This is a genomic window from Aquitalea magnusonii (assembly GCF_002217795.2).
Lineage (GTDB): Bacteria > Pseudomonadota > Gammaproteobacteria > Burkholderiales > Chromobacteriaceae > Aquitalea > Aquitalea magnusonii_B.
This window is the reverse complement of the sequence record NZ_AP018823.1, coordinates 3,833,878-3,850,105: the sequence shown is the minus strand read 5'-3', so window position 1 is coordinate 3,850,105 and position 16,228 is coordinate 3,833,878. Positions and strand designations below refer to the sequence as shown.

Below are 16,228 nucleotides of genomic sequence, written 5' to 3'. Positions count from 1 at the left end.
TGTGTCAAATTTTATTAGTGCGATAAAAAATGCCGGAGGGTATGTGAGTATAGCTGCAACATATAGGCCTCCTGAGAGAGCATATTTAATGCACTGGAGCTGGATGATTAGTCATGAGAAAGTAAAGGCGGATGAAGTACCTCCAATGATGGGCGTCCATATAGAATGGGATCATGGCGATGACAATAAATCTAAACGGGCGGCGGCCGGAATGGTCAGTGCTTATGGTATGGGTGCTTTAAAAATCGCACCCGCTCTTAGAAGTAGACATACTGAAAGGAAAGCAATAGATATGAATATAGGATGGAGAGGTACTTTAAAGATAATTGACGCGAATGGGGATGAAGTTGAAATAAGAAGTAGTCCATCGAGTGGGATGAACTCTGATTTGCATAAGGTGGGTAAGTCGTATGGAGTGATTAAATTTTGGAAAGGTGCGAAAGATAAGCCGCACTGGTCAACGGATGGGCGATAATGAAATTAATTCAGGTTTTGGTAATTTTTATAATTTTCCCGTCATTCTCATTCGGCAGTGGGTTGAGGCGTGACATTGCAGATTTTAAAAAAAATGCGGAGATGTGCGAGCACTTTGCAGGAGAGTGGGATTCTGATTTGTCAGAGGGTCAAAAGAAAGAAATAGAACGTCAAGTCGATAAATATTGCAAGAAAGCAAAAATGCAAAGAAAGAATTTGTTGGTTAAATATAGGAATGATGAGAAAGTTAAGGTCATTGCTGATAGCTATGATTCAGTAACAACGTATGATGATGGAAGTGAAAACTAAAAAATTCAGAACTCTAAACTAATCTAATTAATAGATTGTTGAAATGCTGGCGTATTGAGCGTCGATCAGAGGCTATATGGAAAAACTCAACATGGGAGGTTGCAAGGTGCGTAGAAAGGACGGTTGTAACGACGTCTTGTTCGCCACAATCTGGCTTGAGGGATTTGTTCTTATCAGCGATTGGCGGTAAGCGCAATTAATCACTTTCATGCAAAAACAGATTCTAAATATCTGTGTCCAATACGCTTAATTGATGATGAAAGTCGCTATATATCTCCGCATGATGAGGCAGCGTTTATTGAATACGAAAAAGAGCAGCATGTCAGTGAGATGCCGATAATCTATCTTAGGAGAATTATTGAAGCTTGGGGGAGGTATTTTAACTTTGGTGATGACGTTGATATGAGCTCTATATATGTTCCTGCATTGGAAGAAAGAAAGTTTTTGTAATGAATACAACAAGAGAAGTCGGCTATTGGCGTCAAGTTGCTTCGCTTAATTTAATCTCTTGCTTGTCACAGATCGTTCAGTTTGGAATTGGTTTTGTTGTTTTGCCAATTTGGCTTGCTGCTATTGGTGTATCAGCAAAAGAAATTGGTATTTTCTCTGGTTTGCAATGGTTTGCAATGTTGGTGGCAATTGTATTTGCCCCAAGAGTTATTAATCGTATTGGATTTGGATGCTCTGTTTTTTTTGGATTGATTCTGTCAGTATTTTCTTACTTGCTGCTACAGTTACCATTTTTAATTATTTATTATATTGCTGCTATTTTTTCAGGTGCAGGTGTTGGTTTTAGATGGATAGCAAATGAAACTTGGTTGTTTCAAATGGTTCCTAAGGAGTCAAGCGGGAGGTATGTTGGGTTTCATGAGACATTAATTGCAATTTCAGGAGTTGCAGGGCCTGCACTAAGTTCATATTTGGGCGCTACTAGCATTGTCATATTTATGTCAGGTTTGTTGATATGTTTGGCGGCTATGTTGCCACTTTTGATTATAAACAATACTGTTTCACTTGAAAGTGATTTTTATAGAGTGAGTCAAGCTGACAGTGAAGTTAATAAATGGGGAGTTATTTTTCTGGTTGGTATGTGTTCCGCAATAATAGGTGGTTTTGGAGATGGTACATTTTATTCATTGTTTTCGGTGTTTTCAATATCAAAAGGGCTCGGTGTAGATGCAATTAGTAGTATGCTAATTTTATTTGGCTTGGGTGCGATTGTAATGCAATTACCAATTGGTTGGCTTGCTGATAAAATAGGATTGCATTTGACGGCGATTCTGAGTGGTTTGTTTGGTGTGATAGCGGCAATTCTTATTTATTTTTATTTTGCTAATAATAATTTTCTATATTTATTAATATTGCTTCTTGGTGGTGTTAATTCAGCCTTTTTAACTTTAGCTGTGTATGCTGCTGCTAATGAAAAATTTGGAACAATGGCCGAACGTATGAAATTGGTTTCTGTTGTATTTACCGCTAGCTCGGCAATAGGCCCTTTCTTTTCAGGGTTTTTGTTTGATTTTTATGACTCAGGAATTTTTTTTGGAGTTTGTGATTATATATATGATTTTTGTACTATTTGTGATGATTGTTGCGATGAGGAAACAGCATAATAATATTTGAGATTTTTATATTGAAAAATGCGCTGGATGCACAAAAACTGTCCAGCCTGCTGATCATGCAGGTACACGATGAACTGGTGCTGGAAGTGCCGGATACCGAGCTGGAACTGGTGAAACAGCAGCTGCCGCAAATCATGGCCGGTGTGGCGCAACTCAAGGTGCCGCTGCTGGCGGAAGTGGGTGCCGGTAGCAACTGGGAAGCCGCTCACTGATTACCGTACTGCGCTCGCATTCATTCTCAAAGCCATCCATCCGGGTGGCTTTTTCTTTGCCTTTGTCATGGCAAAGCCAAGGTTAAGTCCAGACTATTCCGGTGTAATATCAGAGCCCGCTGGCAGCCTGCCGTAGCAATCCTGGCCACCATGCATGTTCTGACGCCGCAGCGCTGGCGCGGACGGTGACATCCCGCAGTCACTGCTATTGCTCCAACCATTGCCCGGAGGTGGCACTATGTCGCAAGCCGACCCGCGTGATTGCCCGCATGCTGGCTTTACTCTGTTTGAAATATTGGTGGTGATGGTGGTCAGCATGATTCTGCTGGTCCAGGGACTGCCTGCACTGCAAAGCGTGATGGCCAGCCTGCAACTGCAGGCGCGTAGCCAGTTATTGCATGCCAGCCTGATGCTGGCGCGTAGCGAGGCCATCCGCGGCAATCGTCCTGTGTGGGTGTGTGCCCTCAATAGCAAGGTCAATCTGGAGATCCAGGGCTGCCAGCCGGCAGGCAAGGATAGCGTGCCGGACTGGAGCGAAGGCGTGCTGGTGTTTGCCGACGACGCGCAACAAGCCAATGGCCGCTACGACAGCGGCGAGCGGCTGCACCATGCGCTGTTTTCTGCCAGTACCATTCGGGTTAGTGCCAGTCAGCATGCCTTTGCCTTCTCCGCAAGCGGCAGGCTGGAGGCCGGCCCCTTGCCGCGCTTCGAATTGCGTAGCAGCCAGGGGCAGTGTCACCGCCTGCAACTGCAGCCTGGCGGACGGGTGCAATGGTGCCGCCAGGAGGGCTGCTGTGCCTGAGCCGTGTCGTGTGTCTGATGGCTTCAGCTTGCTGGAGGTGTTGCTCACCCTGTTCATCCTGTCCTGTGCCTTGTTACCGCTGTCCGCCATGGTGGCCAACAGCCTGCAATATGTGCGCGATGGCGATGCTGCCAGCCGCCTGCTGCTGGCGGCCAGCAATCTGGCTGAGGCACGACAGTTGGAAACCGTCCGCAATGGCAAGGCCGGGCCGTTGGAGGCAGCCAGCACGGAGGCCTTGCAGCATACGGTACAAACCTTGTGGCCGGATCAATCCCCCTTGCTGGCCCTGACATGCCGTGAACCCGGAGGGCTTCCCGCTACGGCTGCTGACTGTGCTGCTCCTGCACAATTGTGGTTGCATCTGACCCTTGCCTCCGGGCCGAGCTGGCAGTTGCCCGTGGATTAGTCCCATGAGCGTGATGCGGGGATTTTCCTTGCTGGAACTGCTACTGAGCATGACGCTGGGCCTGCTGATATGCGCCTTGCTGCTGCCAGTGCTGCAAGAGAGTTTGCACAGCCAACGCTTTGCGCTGCTGCGGCTGGATGCCCAGCAGGAAGCCCGCTTTGTGTTGCAGCAACTGGGGCGGGATGTGCGCATGGCAGGCAGTTTTGCTTGTGCCGGTCCGGCCCAGTGGCCTGCCGGGCAGGAGCCTGCCATGCCACTGCCAGAGAACGGCAGCCTGACGCTGCGCTATGCCGACGCGGGTGTGGCGGTCCTACCTGTTGGTGCAGAGCAGGGCCGGCCCGCTCTGCGCCTGCTGCAAGCGCCTCCGCCATGGGAGCCGGGACAGATGTTGCTGCTGAGCAGTTGCCACCATATCGACCGGCTGGTGCTGGGGGAGCAGGCCTGGCTGGAAACCGAGGGCGAAACGGTATGGCTGCGCCTGCAGCCACATCACCCGGTGTGGCAAAGCCTGAAACGCCACCACCTGTTGTCGCTGGAACTGCAGCCCCTGCGGCAGTTGCGCTATTACTGGCAAGCGCCCGGCAGCCTGTGGTGGCAGTTGGACGATCAGGCAGCACAGCGCCTGAGCGATGGCATTGCCAGCCTGACGGTGCAGGCGAGGCCAGCCACTGACTGTGCCTTCGGGCAGCAGCGCTGGTGGTGGACGGTAAGGCTGGTGATGCAGGACGGCATCTTGCCGGCATACGAGATGCAACTGGCCAGCCGCATGGGGACAGCATGTTGAGCCAACTGAATGCCGCTGCACGTGGCGTGGTGCTATTGAGCGCACTGCTATGGCTGATGCTGCTTACCGTCGTCGTGCTCGGTGTTGGTCGCTTATTGCGGAATGAGCAGCGCATAGGCAGCAATCTGGATGATGCACAACTGGCTTTCCGCTTGGCGGAAACCGCCTTGCAAGAGGGGGAGGCCGCCTTGCCAAGCCTGCCGCAGTTGGCAGGGCTGGGTGCAATGCCAGCGGTGGAACTGCGCGGGCCGACTTCTCCCTTTACCCTGACTTGCCGCCAGCCGCGCAATCCTCCGCCCTGGCAGCAGGGCCTGTGTCTGTCTGCCGCCCTGGCTGGGCAGGCGTATCCTGTGCCGTGGCAACAGCGTGATGCTAGCGGCCTTGCACTGCTGCATCCCTGTGGCGCAGCCCGGCGCGTGCCATTACAGCCGGTATCCAGTGGCAACTACTGCCCTGGCGTGGCACCTGGGCCATGGTATTGGGCCGATCCGCACTATCTGATCGAGTTGCTTGACCCGCGTTATCCCACCCCTGATGGCAGCGGGCTGTTATTCCGGGTGAGCGCGCGCGGCTGGGGAAGGCAGGCCGGCAGCGTGGCCACGCTGCAAAGCCATGTCCTGCTGCGGCCAGAGGGCAGTCAGGGCCGCCAGTGGCAGCGGCTGTCATGGCGGCTATTGCCATGAGCCGGCGCGCGCAGGGTTTCAGCCTGATCGAGTTGCTGATGGCGTTGGCGCTATTATCGCTGCTGCTGGGACTGGTCATCCCGCCAATGCGCAGCCATGTGGTGAAAGTGCGGCAGGCCGAAGCCCGCGTGGCCTTGCTGCAGGCCAGTCATTTCATGGCGCAATGGCGCAGCCAGCATGGGCGTTACACCCAGGGTTCTGGCCATTGGCCCTCACTGCCCGTCAGCGAAACCACCCATTACCAGTTGGCCTTCGGCGCGCAGGACGGCAATGCCCGTGCCGACAGCTATCAGCTACGTGCCATCCCCAAGCCGGATTTCCTCTGGCTGGGCCCGGAAATGCTGGTGTTGGATCAGGACGGCAATATCAAGCTGTGCGCCAACAATGCCGACGGCAAATTGCGCTGTCGGGTGGATTAGCGCCCTCAACACCCCCCCTGCTGCGGCCTTGCGCCAGGGAAACTAGCTTATTTAGTTAGCGCGCTTGGTGCGCACAAGCCAGGCAATACATTGTTTCATGCGAGTATATGGCTTGTTATCTACAATAAATCCGCAGGCCAAATCAATTTCTCTTCCAGAATTTTCCTCATTATTCTTCCTGCTTTCAATTTGCGATATTGCCGGATGATCTTCGTTTAATAATTTTTAACAGCACAGCAAAATTATATCATTTGCCAAATGATTCTGACGTATGTAGAAGTTTAGACAGTATAGACCTAGGAGGAATTATGTTCTCAATACATAAGATATATTTTTTATGGGCAGCATGGCTGGTGTCAATATTCTTTTGCATGCCAGTCATGGCGGAAAGGAAATTGACAGTAGGTGCAATATATCTTGATACGCAAGGGTATTATGCTGGCGTCAAGAAAGGAATTCAGGATGCCGCAAAACAGTCAGGCGTGACCATTCAGTTGATAGAGACAAATGTTCAAGGGGATATTGCAAAAGAAGGCGGGTTTATTGACACCTTGATTGCCAGAAAAGTGGATGCCGTTATTCTGTCTGCCGTCTCTGAGGGCGGTAGTGCCAAGAATATAAGCCGTGCTGCTGCAGCCAATATTCCTGTTATTTGTTATAACACCTGCCTGAGTAAAAAGAATATTGATAAATACGTGGCGTCTTATCTGGTAGGCGATCCCTTTGCCTTTGGCGCGCAGCTTGGGAATATTGCGGCTGATTATTTTGTGGCAAATAAAATTTCTACGCCAAAGATTGCCATTATTAACTGCGAGGCGTTTGAGGTGTGCAAGCAAAGGCGGCGCGGTTTTGAAAGTGTCTTGTTGAAGAGGCTGCCGAAAGCGCAAGTAGTAGCAAACCAAGAGGGTACGTCATTAGATAAATCAATTTCGGTGGCTGAGAGAATTATCATTGCCAATAAAGACATTGATGCATTCATGGGCGAATCTGGTGGCGCAACCTTGGGTGCGGTCAAGGCAGTTCGTAATCAAAGAATGATTGGGAAAGTTGTAGTGTTTGGCGCAGATATGACAACGGAGATTGCGCAGGCATTGCAAGAAAATAAAGTGCTAAAAGGAATTGTTGATATTTCGGGAAAGAAAATGGGAGCCGCGGTGTTTACGCAAACCATTGCCGTCATCAATGGTAAGCGCAGCGGTGAAAAAATAATTCCAATGCCTATTGATAGCTACCGTAACGCAAATGATGCAAGTCAATGGTTACGCACACATGTAGATGGTTTGCCATAAAGAAAAGCAAATTTCTCACATAGGAAATCGAGTCTAATTCATGAAAAATTCATCAGTTGCCAGTGTAGTCAATGGTTGTAAACATTACTCTGGCGTTGTGGCATTGGATAATGTGAATTTTAATATTGAGAAAGGAGAGATTCGTGCCTTGCTGGGGAAAAATGGTGCAGGAAAATCAACGCTCATCAAAATGCTGACGGGCAGCGAAACGCTGGATAGTGGGCAAGTATACCTAGGAGGAAAACAACTAAAAGGAAGCAGCGCCACATTAACCCGCCATGCCGCCATGATGGGTGTCGGTGTTGTCTATCAAGAACTTAGTCTGATCAATGAATTGACTGTTGCAGAAAATTTGTACCTTGGCACGTGGCCCAAACAATACGGGCTGGTAAGTCATGCTGTCATGGTGAAGAGGGCAAAACAAGACATGGCCGGATTAGGCATCATGCTTGATCCTAATGCGCTGGTTTCGACATTAAGTGTCGCGCAGAAACAGTTGGTTGAGATTGTCAGAATCATGAAGGGTATGCCAAAGCTGGTGATATTAGATGAACCAACTAGCTCTTTATCTAGCGCTGAGGTGGAGCTGGTTATCAATGCCGTAAGGAAAATTGCTGCCCTTGGCACTGCTGTTATTTATGTTAGTCACCGCATGGAGGAAATCCGTCGTCTAGCACATTCGGCCACCATCATGCGGGATGGCAGAATTATTCGTGATGTAGATATCAACAATGCCTCTACAGCGCAAATCGTTGCTTATATGTTGGGTCATCAGAATCAGCTTGCCTTGTCAGCTTCATCAGGATCGAGTGGTAAGCCTGTTTTGGAGGTGAAAAATTTACAGCAGGGCGCTTTGTTACGGAATATCAACTTTACCCTGCATCAGGGTGAGGTGATCGGTATTGCCGGCCTGCTTGGGGCTGGTCGTAGTGAATTACTGCAAAGTATTGTCGGTTTGCGGCCGATTGATGCCGGTACGATCAAGCTGAATGGCAGGGAGTATACGCAACCGACGTATAAAAAAATGCTGAGAAATGGAATTGGCTATACGCCGGAGAATAGAAAAGAAGAAGGCATTGTGCCCATGCTTGGTATCGATGAAAACATTATTTTGACCAATTTTAGTCTGGTCAGTTGTTATGGGATCTTGCAATGGCAGCGTATCAAGGCTGCCGTGACTTCCGTCATGCAGTCGATGTCTGTCAAAGCTAAGAATAGTTATGAATGTATTCAGAATTTATCTGGCGGTAATCAACAAAAGGTTGTGATCGGTCGTTGGATTTATGCGGATAGCCAGATATTGCTTTTGGATGAGCCGACGCGTGGTGTGGATGTTGAAGCCAAAAATCAGATTTATCAGATAATTAGAAATCTGGCCAAGGGCGGTAAAAGTATTATTGCGGTTTCCAGTGAGGTGGAGGAGTTGAGCCTGATGTGTGATCGTATTTTGTTATTGCAAGGCGGAATGATTCGTAGGGAATTTACTGCCCCCATTAATGAAGAGCAGCTATTGGCGGAGATGTTGTCTTCACCGCATGAAGGGAAGGGTTGAATTATGTCTATATCTTCACTTGAGTCTGCTGCAAACGATAACAGGGTGTTGAGTGATCTCATTAGGCGATATATAAATGAAATTGGCCTGATTTTGGTGATTGCATTGCTGTATTTCATATTTTCATTTAATGCCCCTGGCTTCAATTCCTTGGGAAATCAAATGAATATATTGCGTGATGCTGCCATGGTGGGTATTGCAGCATGGGCAATGACACTCGTCATTATTGCGGGTGAGATTGATGTCAGTGTCGGACCTATGGTGGCTTTCAGTTCTGTTTGTTTGGCGTATTTATTGCAATTGGAGATTTCATTTGCGCTGTCCGCGCTGTTGATCTTGTTGCTGGGGTTTGGTTTGGGCAGCGTGGCGGGCATGCTGCGTGGCGTGTTTGGCATTCCCAGCTTTGTGGCGACGCTGGGGTTATGGAGTATCTTGCGTGGCCTGGGTTTATTCATGACGGATGCTTTACCCGTTCCGGTTGAGGACAGCAATGTTCTCGACTGGATTGCTGGGGAAATCGGTGTCTTCCCAATTTCTGCCGCGGCCATGCTGGTTATTTTTGTTTTCTTTGTGTTTATAAGCCATAAAACGGCATTTGGCCGTTCAATTTATGCCATCGGTGGTAATGCCACGGCAGCTCAGCTGTGTGGCATTAATGTAAGGGCTGTACGCATCCTGGTTTTTGCATTGTCTGGACTGATGAGTGCGGTAACCGGAATTTTGCTCACCGCAAGATTGGGTTCCGGTAATGCAGGTGCCGCAAACGGCATGGAGTTTGATGTCATTGCCGCAGTTGTCGTGGGCGGGACTGCGCTGGCCGGTGGCAAGGGTTCTTTGTTTGGCAGTTTGTTAGGTGTGCTGGTGATTACTCTGATTGGTAATGGCTTGGTTTTGTTAGGTATTGATTCATTCTTTCAGCAAGTGGTTCGTGGTGTGATTATTGTGCTGGCGGTACTGATTAATATTCAGTTGCTTCAGAACAGTCGCCGTCGTTGATTTTGTGCGATGTCATCCAGACTGATTCTTCATATTGGAGTTGTGTCGTGTTGAAAACCATGATGGCCGCTTACCTGCCAGGGGACGCGCGTGTTGTTTTAAAAGAAGTGGCTGTGCCAATGCCGGGTATCAATCAAGTCCTGATCCGTATGAAGTCGTCAGGTATTTGCGGCAGTGATGTGCATTATATATATCACCAACATCGCGCCAGTGATGCCGCATCGGGCAAGCCGCTTTATCAAGGTGTGATCAACGGTCATGAGCCTTGTGGCCAAGTGGTGGCATTAGGTCCGGGCTGCCGTCACTTTAAAGAAGGGGACCGGGTGCTGGTCTACCATATTTCTGGTTGTGGATTTTGCCAGAATTGTAGGCGTGGCTTTCCCATTTCCTGCACCGGCAGCGATAAAGCAGCTTATGGCTGGCAGCGTGATGGTGGCCATGCCGACTATCTGCTGGCGGAGGAAAAAGATTTGATCCGCCTGCCTGATGCGCTGCGTTATGAGGATGGCGCATTCATCAGTTGCGGCGTGGCTACGGCATATGAAGGGATTGTGCGGGCCAAGGTGTCGGGCAGTGATACGGTGCTGGTGGTGGGCTTGGGGCCGGTTGGCATGATGGCCATGATGTTGGCCCGTGGCCGGGGGGCCAAACGTGTGATCGGGGTAGACCTATTGCCGGAGCGGCTTGCCTTGGCCAGCCAGTTGGCGGTGATGGATGTGGGCTATCTCGCGACTACGCCAGACCTGGTGCAAGTGATTGTCGAGCACACCAAAGGAGGGGCAGATGTCGCGCTGGATTGTTCCGGGAATCCTCAGGGGCGCTTGCTGGCTTTGCAAGCCAGTGCCGATTGGGGACGGGTTGTATATATCGGAGAAACGGGCAAAGTAGAGTTTTCGGTCAGTGCAGATTTAATGCATCACCAGCGCCGTATCATTGGCTCCTGGGTAAGCAGTTTGTTCCATATGGAAAAATGCGCGCATGATCTGACCGATTGGAAATTATATCCCCACCAGGCTATTTCACATCGGTTTACGCTGGAGCAGGCTGGTGAAGCTTATGCTTTGATGGCCAGTGGTCAATGTGGCAAAGTGGTTATCAATTTTCCGGAATAAATCATGACGACATATACCTTGGAAAACGCCAGTCTGCGGCTGCTGGTATCAAGTCATGGGGGATGTATTGAAGGTTTTTTCTTGCGAAGGGCAACGGGTGATTTTCCCTTGCTGCGGCCTGGGAAAAATAATGGTCAGGCTATTCACTCCTCTTGCTTTCCTTTTGTGCCATTTGCGAGTCGGGTGAGTGGTAATCAATTTGTGCAGGCGGGTAAAACTTATCACTTACCGCCCAATACCGATTGGGATCCGCATTATTTGCATGGTGATGGCTGGTTGAATGAGTGGCAATTACAACAAGCTGTTCACGATGAGTTGCAGCTTGCATACCAGCATCGCGGTGAATGTTATTGCTATGATGTATTGCAAACATTCAGTTTGCATGATGATTGCTTGCGATTGACGCTGGCAGTCACGCACCGCGGCCACACGCCACTGCCTTATGGTTTGGGTTGGCATCCTTATTTCCCCATGAATCATAAAACCCTGCTTTATGCACCAGCAGATGGGTATTGGGTGGAGCGGGAACAATGGTTGTCCGGGGCGCATAGGACGGTGCGCCCTGCGGCGCTGAATTTTAACCAAGCCACGCCGATTCCAAGCCATTGGGTAAATAACGGCTTTTCAGGCTGGAATGGCCAAGCGATTATTGCCTGGCCTGACGCTGCTTGTCAGTTATTGCTAAGCACGGAGCCAGCCGCACCATGCTATTTCGTGTTTGTTTCTGATACGCAGTTTGATCCGCAATATCAGTCAGATTATTTCTGTTTTGAGCCGATGAGCCACGGACCGGACGACCACCATCGTCCTGGCGCGGGTAAGCTGAACATCTTGGCAGCGGGAGAAACATTGCAGCTGAGTATGCTGTTGAGCGTGCTGGATCAGCAGGTTTGAGCAGGCAGGGCTAAGCTGAGTGCTGGCGTCGATTACCATTCCGCCAGACTGCCATCTTCGTGTCGCCAGAGTGGATTGCGCCATGGCTGGCTCTGTTGGCTGCGCGCCAGCACCATGTCCTCATCAATCTGTACACCCAAACCTGGCAAGTGCGGGGCTTTGAAAAAGCCCTGCTCAACCATAAAGTCGGCTTTATTATGAACGTAGTCTAATAAGTCGGCTTGCTGATTGTAATGCATGCCCATGCTGTGTTCTTGTAATGTGGCATTCCAACAGCAAAAATCAATTTGTAGACAAGCAGCCAAGGCAATGGGGCCGAGTGGGCAATGCGGTGCAAAGGCAACATCATAGGCCTCGGCCATGGCGGCTATCTTGAAGCATTCACTAATTCCCCCGGCATGGGACAAATCTGGCTGAATGATTGCCAAGCCTCCCGCTTCCAGCACGCTTTTGAAATCGAAGCGTGAAAACAGACGCTCGCCTGCCGCCAGCGGTATATGTGTTTGTGCGGCCAGCCGGGCATATGCATTGGCCTGCTCTGGCAATACCGGCTCTTCAATGAATAATGGGCGATAGGGCTCTAATTCATGGATCAGCACCTTGGCCATGGGCATGGAAACACGGCCATGAAAATCCAGGCCAAATTCCACAGTATGACCAAAGGTTTCCCGGATTTCTGCAACCCGCGCCACGGCATCATCAATCGCGCGTGAGCTGGCAATCATGGCCATCTGGTCGCAGCCATTCAGTTTGAAATAATCAATGCCCTGCGCCAGCAAGGTTTGCATGCCGGCGATGACCTCGCTGGGGCGATCGCCGCCCACCCAGCGATAGCTGCGCATGCGTTCGCGTACCTGGCCCCCTAATAGCGTGGCAACCGGTGCGCCCAGCCATTTTCCTTTGATGTCCCACAAGGCTTGGTCAATACCGGACAAGGCACTCATCAAGATGGGGCCGCCACGGTAGAAGCCGCCCCGGTACATGGTTTGCCATAAATCATTGATCTGGCCTGGATCTTTGCCAATCAGATATTCGGATAATTCATGTACGGCGGTTTCCACGGTATGCGCCCGGCCTTCGAGTACGGGCTCTCCCCAACCTGTGATGCCTGCGTCCGTTTCTATTTTCAGAAACATCCAGCGTGGTGCCACGTGATAACACTGCATGCGGGTAATTTTCATCGGCTTGTCTCTGCGGGTAATGCGGCCTGATAGGCGGCAACAAAGGCCTTGGCACCTTGCAAGGTTTGCTCGGGTGATTGGCCTGCTTGATACAGATCACTACCCAGGCCAGCACCGATGCATCCGGCAGCAAGGTAAGCAGCGATATTTTGTGGGGTGATGCCGCCCACTGCATAAAGCGGGATGTTTGCCGGCAGTACGGCCTTGAGCGCCGAAATATATTTTGGCCCCAGCGGGCCTGCCGGGAAGATTTTCAAGGCATTGGCACCGGCTTGCAGCGCGCGCAAGGCTTCCGATGCGCTCATGCAGCCGATGCAGCTATACAGCCCGTGCGTGCTGGCTGCGGCAATAATGTCGGGGTCGGTATTCGGGGTCACGATAAAGCGTGTGGCGCAGGCGGCTAATTGCGTCACTTGTGCGCAATGCAGCACGGTGCCAGCACCAATCCAGATATCCTTGCCAAAGGCTTGCACGCTTGCTTGCACACTGGATAAGGCTTGGGGCGAGTTCAAGGGAATCTCAATGGCGCGGAAACCGGCATCGATCAGCACTTCACAATGCTGCAAGACTTCTTCTGGCCGTATGCCGCGCAGGATTGCCACCAGGGGGGGAGCTGGGTCCAGGTCATGATTTACTCGTGATAAAGTTGCGAGCGTCCACCATCAATCAGAATGTCGGTGGCATTGATGAAACGGGCTTCATCGCTGGCGAGAAACAGCGCGGTATAAGCCACTTCCTCGGGTTCTCCGATACGTTTGCACGGCAGTAATTCTGCTTGGCGTTGGCGTTCGGCTTGTGGGTCGGCTGCTGCGGCAAAGCTGGCTTCGGCAATGGCGGTGAGGATTAATCCCGGAGAGATGGAATTAACCCGGATGCCGTGTGCCGCATATTCAATGCCCAGCGCGCGGGTGAGCCCAATCAAGCCGTGCTTGGCGACCGGGTAGGGAAAGCTGCCGGGAATGATTTTGTGGCCATGCACGGAAGCAATATTGATGATGCTGCCCGCCCCGCCGGCCAGCATGTGCGGCAATACGGCGCGCGCGCAGTGCCAGGCCCCTTCCAGATCAACGGCAAAACAACGCGTCCAGTCTTCCTGACTTAAAGCGAGCGGGTCGGAGAACACATTGATGCCGGCATTGTTGACCAGCACATCAATGGTGCCAAAGCGCGCAATGGCTGCGCTGACCATGGCATCAACCTGCTCCCGGCTGCGTACATCTGCCTGCATCAGCAGGATATTTTCTGGCTGGCCCAGCGAGGCGGCAAAAGCCATGGCGGCGTCGTTACAACTACGGACATTCACAATGACACGGGCACCATGCAGCGCGAACAGCTTGGCGCAAGCCGCGCCAATACCATGGGCGGCACCGGTGATCAGGGCCACTTTGCCGGCTAAGCGAGGTGGAAAGGTGTGTGGGGCATGGGTGGAGTGCATATGAGCTCGCTGTGGATCATGGCTGGCCTTAAGCGCGACTAAAAAAACCTGCTGCTGGATTGCGCCACCTTGCGCCAGGGACGCCAGGCGATTTTGTCAGCCGCTTTAAGGGAAAGAATTGCGCTGGCGACTGTTAGCAAGTGCTTGCGCCAGCCGCTCCGTAGCGTGCTTCGCGCAAGCCGCGCAGGCCGGGGAGCGTGAGCTGTAAAACTGCGCCGGCATTGGCATCGTTAGCCCGCTGCTGCTCAGACAGGCCGATATGCGCGCTGCTGACGTAGAGGGTATCCAGATCCGGCCCGGCAAAAGTCAGGCAGGTGGCTTGTGTAACCGGCAGCAACACGCGTTGCCGCAACTGTCCATCCGGGGTGTAGCAGGTGATGCAGCGTCCGCCCCACTCGGCATTCCACAAGCAGCCGGCCGCATCCACGCAGGAGCCATCCGGATAGCCGGACGTCTGGGTGTGATCAAGTTGGGCAAACAGGCGCAGCCGGTCAACTGCACCACTGTCTGCGTCGTAGTCACACATCAGAATGCGGCGTGTCGGCGTGTCACAGCAGTACATGGTTTTGCCATCCGGGCTGAAGGCAATACTGTTGGCCACGGTGACTGCTGGGAGTGCCAAGCGCTGTAATTGGCCGCTGGTCGTGAAGCGGTAAAAATGGCCAATGGCTTCCGGGCCGTGCTCGTTCATGGTGCCGAACACAAAATTGCCGGCGCGGTCGACTCGGCCATCATTAATGCGGGTGGAGTGCAGCCCCGCTTCTACTTCTGCCAGCAAGGTGAGTGCGCCGTTGCGGCTATCAAAACGCACGAGTTGTTTGGCCAGGCCGAGGATGAACACGCCAGGGGTGGCGGTCATGGCAAATGAACAGACGCGCTGCGGCAAAACCCAGTGCTGCTCTTGCTGGCTTGCTGGATGATGGTTCCACAGCATGCATTGCTGGATATCAACCCACCATAATTTCTCCTGCTGTTCATCCCAGAGAATGCCTTCGCCCAAGGTGCAGCGCGTAGGGGACAATAAATGTATCTCTGCCATTTGCTTCCCCTTAGCGATCGCCATGGCGGTGTTTTAATTGATCCGCCAATACTGCCGTCAACAAAATGCCACCACGAACCAAATATTGATAAAAAGTATCGATATTCAGCAGATTCATTGCATTTTGTACCGTACCCATAATCAGGACCCCCACCAGCACACCACTGACCGTGGCACGCCCACCCATCAGCGATACACCACCCAGCACGCAGGCAGAAATTACATTCAATTCAAAGCCCTGAGCGGCATTGGGCTGACCGCTGGTAATGCGCGCAGCCAGAATGATGCCGGCTAAAGCCGCAATCACGCCCTGAATCAAAAAGATGGTAATGCGTGTGGCATTGACCTGGACCCCGGCCAGCCTTGCCGCTTCCGGATTACCGCCAATGGCCAAGGTATTGCGTCCATAAACAGTTTTATTAAGCAGCACGGCAAACAGGATGAAACACAGTATGGCGATCCATACCGGTAGCGGCACACCCAGCCAGATGGCATTACCAAGTTCAAAAAATGCCATATCGGCAACGCCGACAGCCTGTCCGTCCGAGGTGATAAAAGCCAAACCGCGGACAATTTCCATGCTGGCCAGGGTAGTAATCAAGGCATTCACTCTCAGCTTGGCGATCACCACACCATTCAGGCCGCCAATCAGCGCACCGGCGCACAAACTGGCGGCAATGCCAAGCGTAATACTGCCGCTGGCATTGATGACGGTGGCGCACAGCACGCCGGCAAAGGCGACAATGGAACCGACGGAAAGATCAAAATCACGCGAGGCCAGGCAAAACATCATGCTGCACGCCACCATGCCGATTTGCGACACCGATAGCGCCAATCCCATCATGTTTTGCCATGAAAAAAAATAATCTACCGACAACGACAGCAGGATGAATAAAAGGGCAAAGATCAGCGGCAGGCTGAAATCCTCCAGCCACTGCAATTTGGCCATCCTGTCTGGCCGGGTAGGAGGCGGCATGCTGGCATGGTTTTCTGATGCAGGTTGCAACGGGGTCATGAAA

General features: G+C 51.6%; 18 protein-coding genes and 1 pseudogene. 14 read left to right on the top strand and 5 right to left on the bottom strand.

Annotation, left to right across the window (positions count from 1 at the left end):
- The first annotated feature begins 1 nt into the window (after nucleotide 1).
- The 14 genes and pseudogenes from DLM_RS18130 to DLM_RS18065 all read left to right on the top strand — a co-directional run bounded on the left by DLM_RS18130 (nucleotide 2) and on the right by DLM_RS18065 (nucleotide 11,554).
- Nucleotides 2-475 carry a hypothetical protein gene (locus tag DLM_RS18130; RefSeq protein WP_197715448.1) on the top strand — a complete coding sequence of 158 codons (474 nt, stop codon included), beginning with the start codon at nucleotides 2-4 and terminating at the stop codon, nucleotides 473-475.
- The gene (locus tag DLM_RS18125) at nucleotides 475-783 is read left to right on the top strand and encodes a hypothetical protein (protein WP_089083643.1); all 309 of its coding nucleotides are present in this window, start codon (nucleotides 475-477) and stop codon (nucleotides 781-783) included. The genes DLM_RS18130 and DLM_RS18125 overlap by 1 nt, the downstream gene beginning before the upstream one ends.
- Nucleotides 784-1,232: 449 nt before the next feature.
- Nucleotides 1,233-2,396 carry an MFS transporter gene (locus tag DLM_RS18120; protein WP_089083642.1) on the top strand — a complete coding sequence of 388 codons (1,164 nt, stop codon included), beginning with the start codon at nucleotides 1,233-1,235 and terminating at the stop codon, nucleotides 2,394-2,396.
- A 47-nt stretch (nucleotides 2,397-2,443) separates the two neighbouring features.
- Nucleotides 2,444-2,617: pseudogene (locus tag DLM_RS18115) on the top strand (DNA polymerase); the annotation flags it as partial.
- A gap of 238 nt (nucleotides 2,618-2,855) precedes the next feature.
- Complete coding sequence (locus DLM_RS18110; protein ID WP_089083640.1) at nucleotides 2,856-3,419, top strand: GspH/FimT family pseudopilin; 564 nt, start codon at nucleotides 2,856-2,858, stop codon at nucleotides 3,417-3,419.
- Entirely contained in the window at nucleotides 3,412-3,825 is a 414-nt protein-coding gene (locus DLM_RS18105; RefSeq protein ID WP_145985886.1) for a type IV pilus modification PilV family protein, read from the top strand. Before DLM_RS18110 ends, DLM_RS18105 begins: the two co-directional genes overlap by 8 nt.
- A 4-nt stretch (nucleotides 3,826-3,829) precedes the next feature.
- The gene (locus tag DLM_RS18100; RefSeq protein ID WP_089083638.1) at nucleotides 3,830-4,609 is read left to right on the top strand and encodes a hypothetical protein; all 780 of its coding nucleotides are present in this window, start codon (nucleotides 3,830-3,832) and stop codon (nucleotides 4,607-4,609) included.
- The gene (locus DLM_RS18095) at nucleotides 4,603-5,292 is read left to right on the top strand and encodes a pilus assembly PilX family protein (protein WP_089083637.1); all 690 of its coding nucleotides are present in this window, start codon (nucleotides 4,603-4,605) and stop codon (nucleotides 5,290-5,292) included. The genes DLM_RS18100 and DLM_RS18095 overlap by 7 nt, the downstream gene beginning before the upstream one ends.
- Entirely contained in the window at nucleotides 5,289-5,711 is a 423-nt protein-coding gene (locus tag DLM_RS18090) for a type IV pilin protein (RefSeq protein WP_167467158.1), read from the top strand. The genes DLM_RS18095 and DLM_RS18090 overlap by 4 nt, the downstream gene beginning before the upstream one ends.
- Nucleotides 5,712-6,019: 308 nt before the next feature.
- Nucleotides 6,020-7,000: a substrate-binding domain-containing protein gene (locus tag DLM_RS18085; protein WP_089083635.1), complete on the top strand. Its 981-nt coding sequence runs from the start codon at nucleotides 6,020-6,022 to the stop codon at nucleotides 6,998-7,000.
- Between the two features lie 40 nt (nucleotides 7,001-7,040).
- Nucleotides 7,041-8,552, top strand: coding sequence for a sugar ABC transporter ATP-binding protein (locus DLM_RS18080; protein WP_089083634.1), 1,512 nt, complete (start codon nucleotides 7,041-7,043; stop codon nucleotides 8,550-8,552).
- Between the two features lie 3 nt (nucleotides 8,553-8,555).
- Nucleotides 8,556-9,548, top strand: a complete 993-nt coding sequence (locus tag DLM_RS18075) for an ABC transporter permease (RefSeq protein ID WP_089083633.1) — start codon at nucleotides 8,556-8,558, stop codon at nucleotides 9,546-9,548.
- A gap of 47 nt (nucleotides 9,549-9,595) precedes the next feature.
- Nucleotides 9,596-10,660 (top strand): zinc-dependent alcohol dehydrogenase family protein, encoded by a 1,065-nt coding sequence (locus tag DLM_RS18070; RefSeq protein WP_231959894.1) that lies wholly within the window; start codon nucleotides 9,596-9,598, stop codon nucleotides 10,658-10,660.
- A gap of 3 nt (nucleotides 10,661-10,663) precedes the next feature.
- Complete coding sequence (locus DLM_RS18065; protein ID WP_089083632.1) at nucleotides 10,664-11,554, top strand: aldose 1-epimerase; 891 nt, start codon at nucleotides 10,664-10,666, stop codon at nucleotides 11,552-11,554.
- A gap of 32 nt (nucleotides 11,555-11,586) precedes the next feature.
- On the opposite strand, the gene dgoD is transcribed toward DLM_RS18065, so the two are convergent.
- The 5 genes from dgoD to araH all read right to left on the bottom strand — a co-directional run bounded on the left by dgoD (nucleotide 11,587) and on the right by araH (nucleotide 16,224).
- Nucleotides 11,587-12,735, bottom strand: coding sequence for a galactonate dehydratase (dgoD, locus tag DLM_RS18060; RefSeq protein ID WP_089083631.1), 1,149 nt, complete (start codon nucleotides 12,733-12,735; stop codon nucleotides 11,587-11,589).
- Nucleotides 12,732-13,301, bottom strand: a complete 570-nt coding sequence (locus tag DLM_RS18055; protein ID WP_231959893.1) for a 2-dehydro-3-deoxy-6-phosphogalactonate aldolase — start codon at nucleotides 13,299-13,301, stop codon at nucleotides 12,732-12,734. The genes dgoD and DLM_RS18055 overlap by 4 nt, the downstream gene beginning before the upstream one ends.
- A gap of 65 nt (nucleotides 13,302-13,366) precedes the next feature.
- Nucleotides 13,367-14,119 (bottom strand): SDR family oxidoreductase, encoded by a 753-nt coding sequence (locus DLM_RS18050; protein ID WP_197715447.1) that lies wholly within the window; start codon nucleotides 14,117-14,119, stop codon nucleotides 13,367-13,369.
- A gap of 184 nt (nucleotides 14,120-14,303) precedes the next feature.
- Nucleotides 14,304-15,209: an SMP-30/gluconolactonase/LRE family protein gene (locus DLM_RS18045; RefSeq protein ID WP_089083628.1), complete on the bottom strand. Its 906-nt coding sequence runs from the start codon at nucleotides 15,207-15,209 to the stop codon at nucleotides 14,304-14,306.
- A gap of 10 nt (nucleotides 15,210-15,219) precedes the next feature.
- Nucleotides 15,220-16,224: an L-arabinose ABC transporter permease AraH gene (gene araH, locus DLM_RS18040; RefSeq protein WP_089083627.1), complete on the bottom strand. Its 1,005-nt coding sequence runs from the start codon at nucleotides 16,222-16,224 to the stop codon at nucleotides 15,220-15,222.
- Between the last annotated feature and the right edge of the window lie 4 nt (nucleotides 16,225-16,228).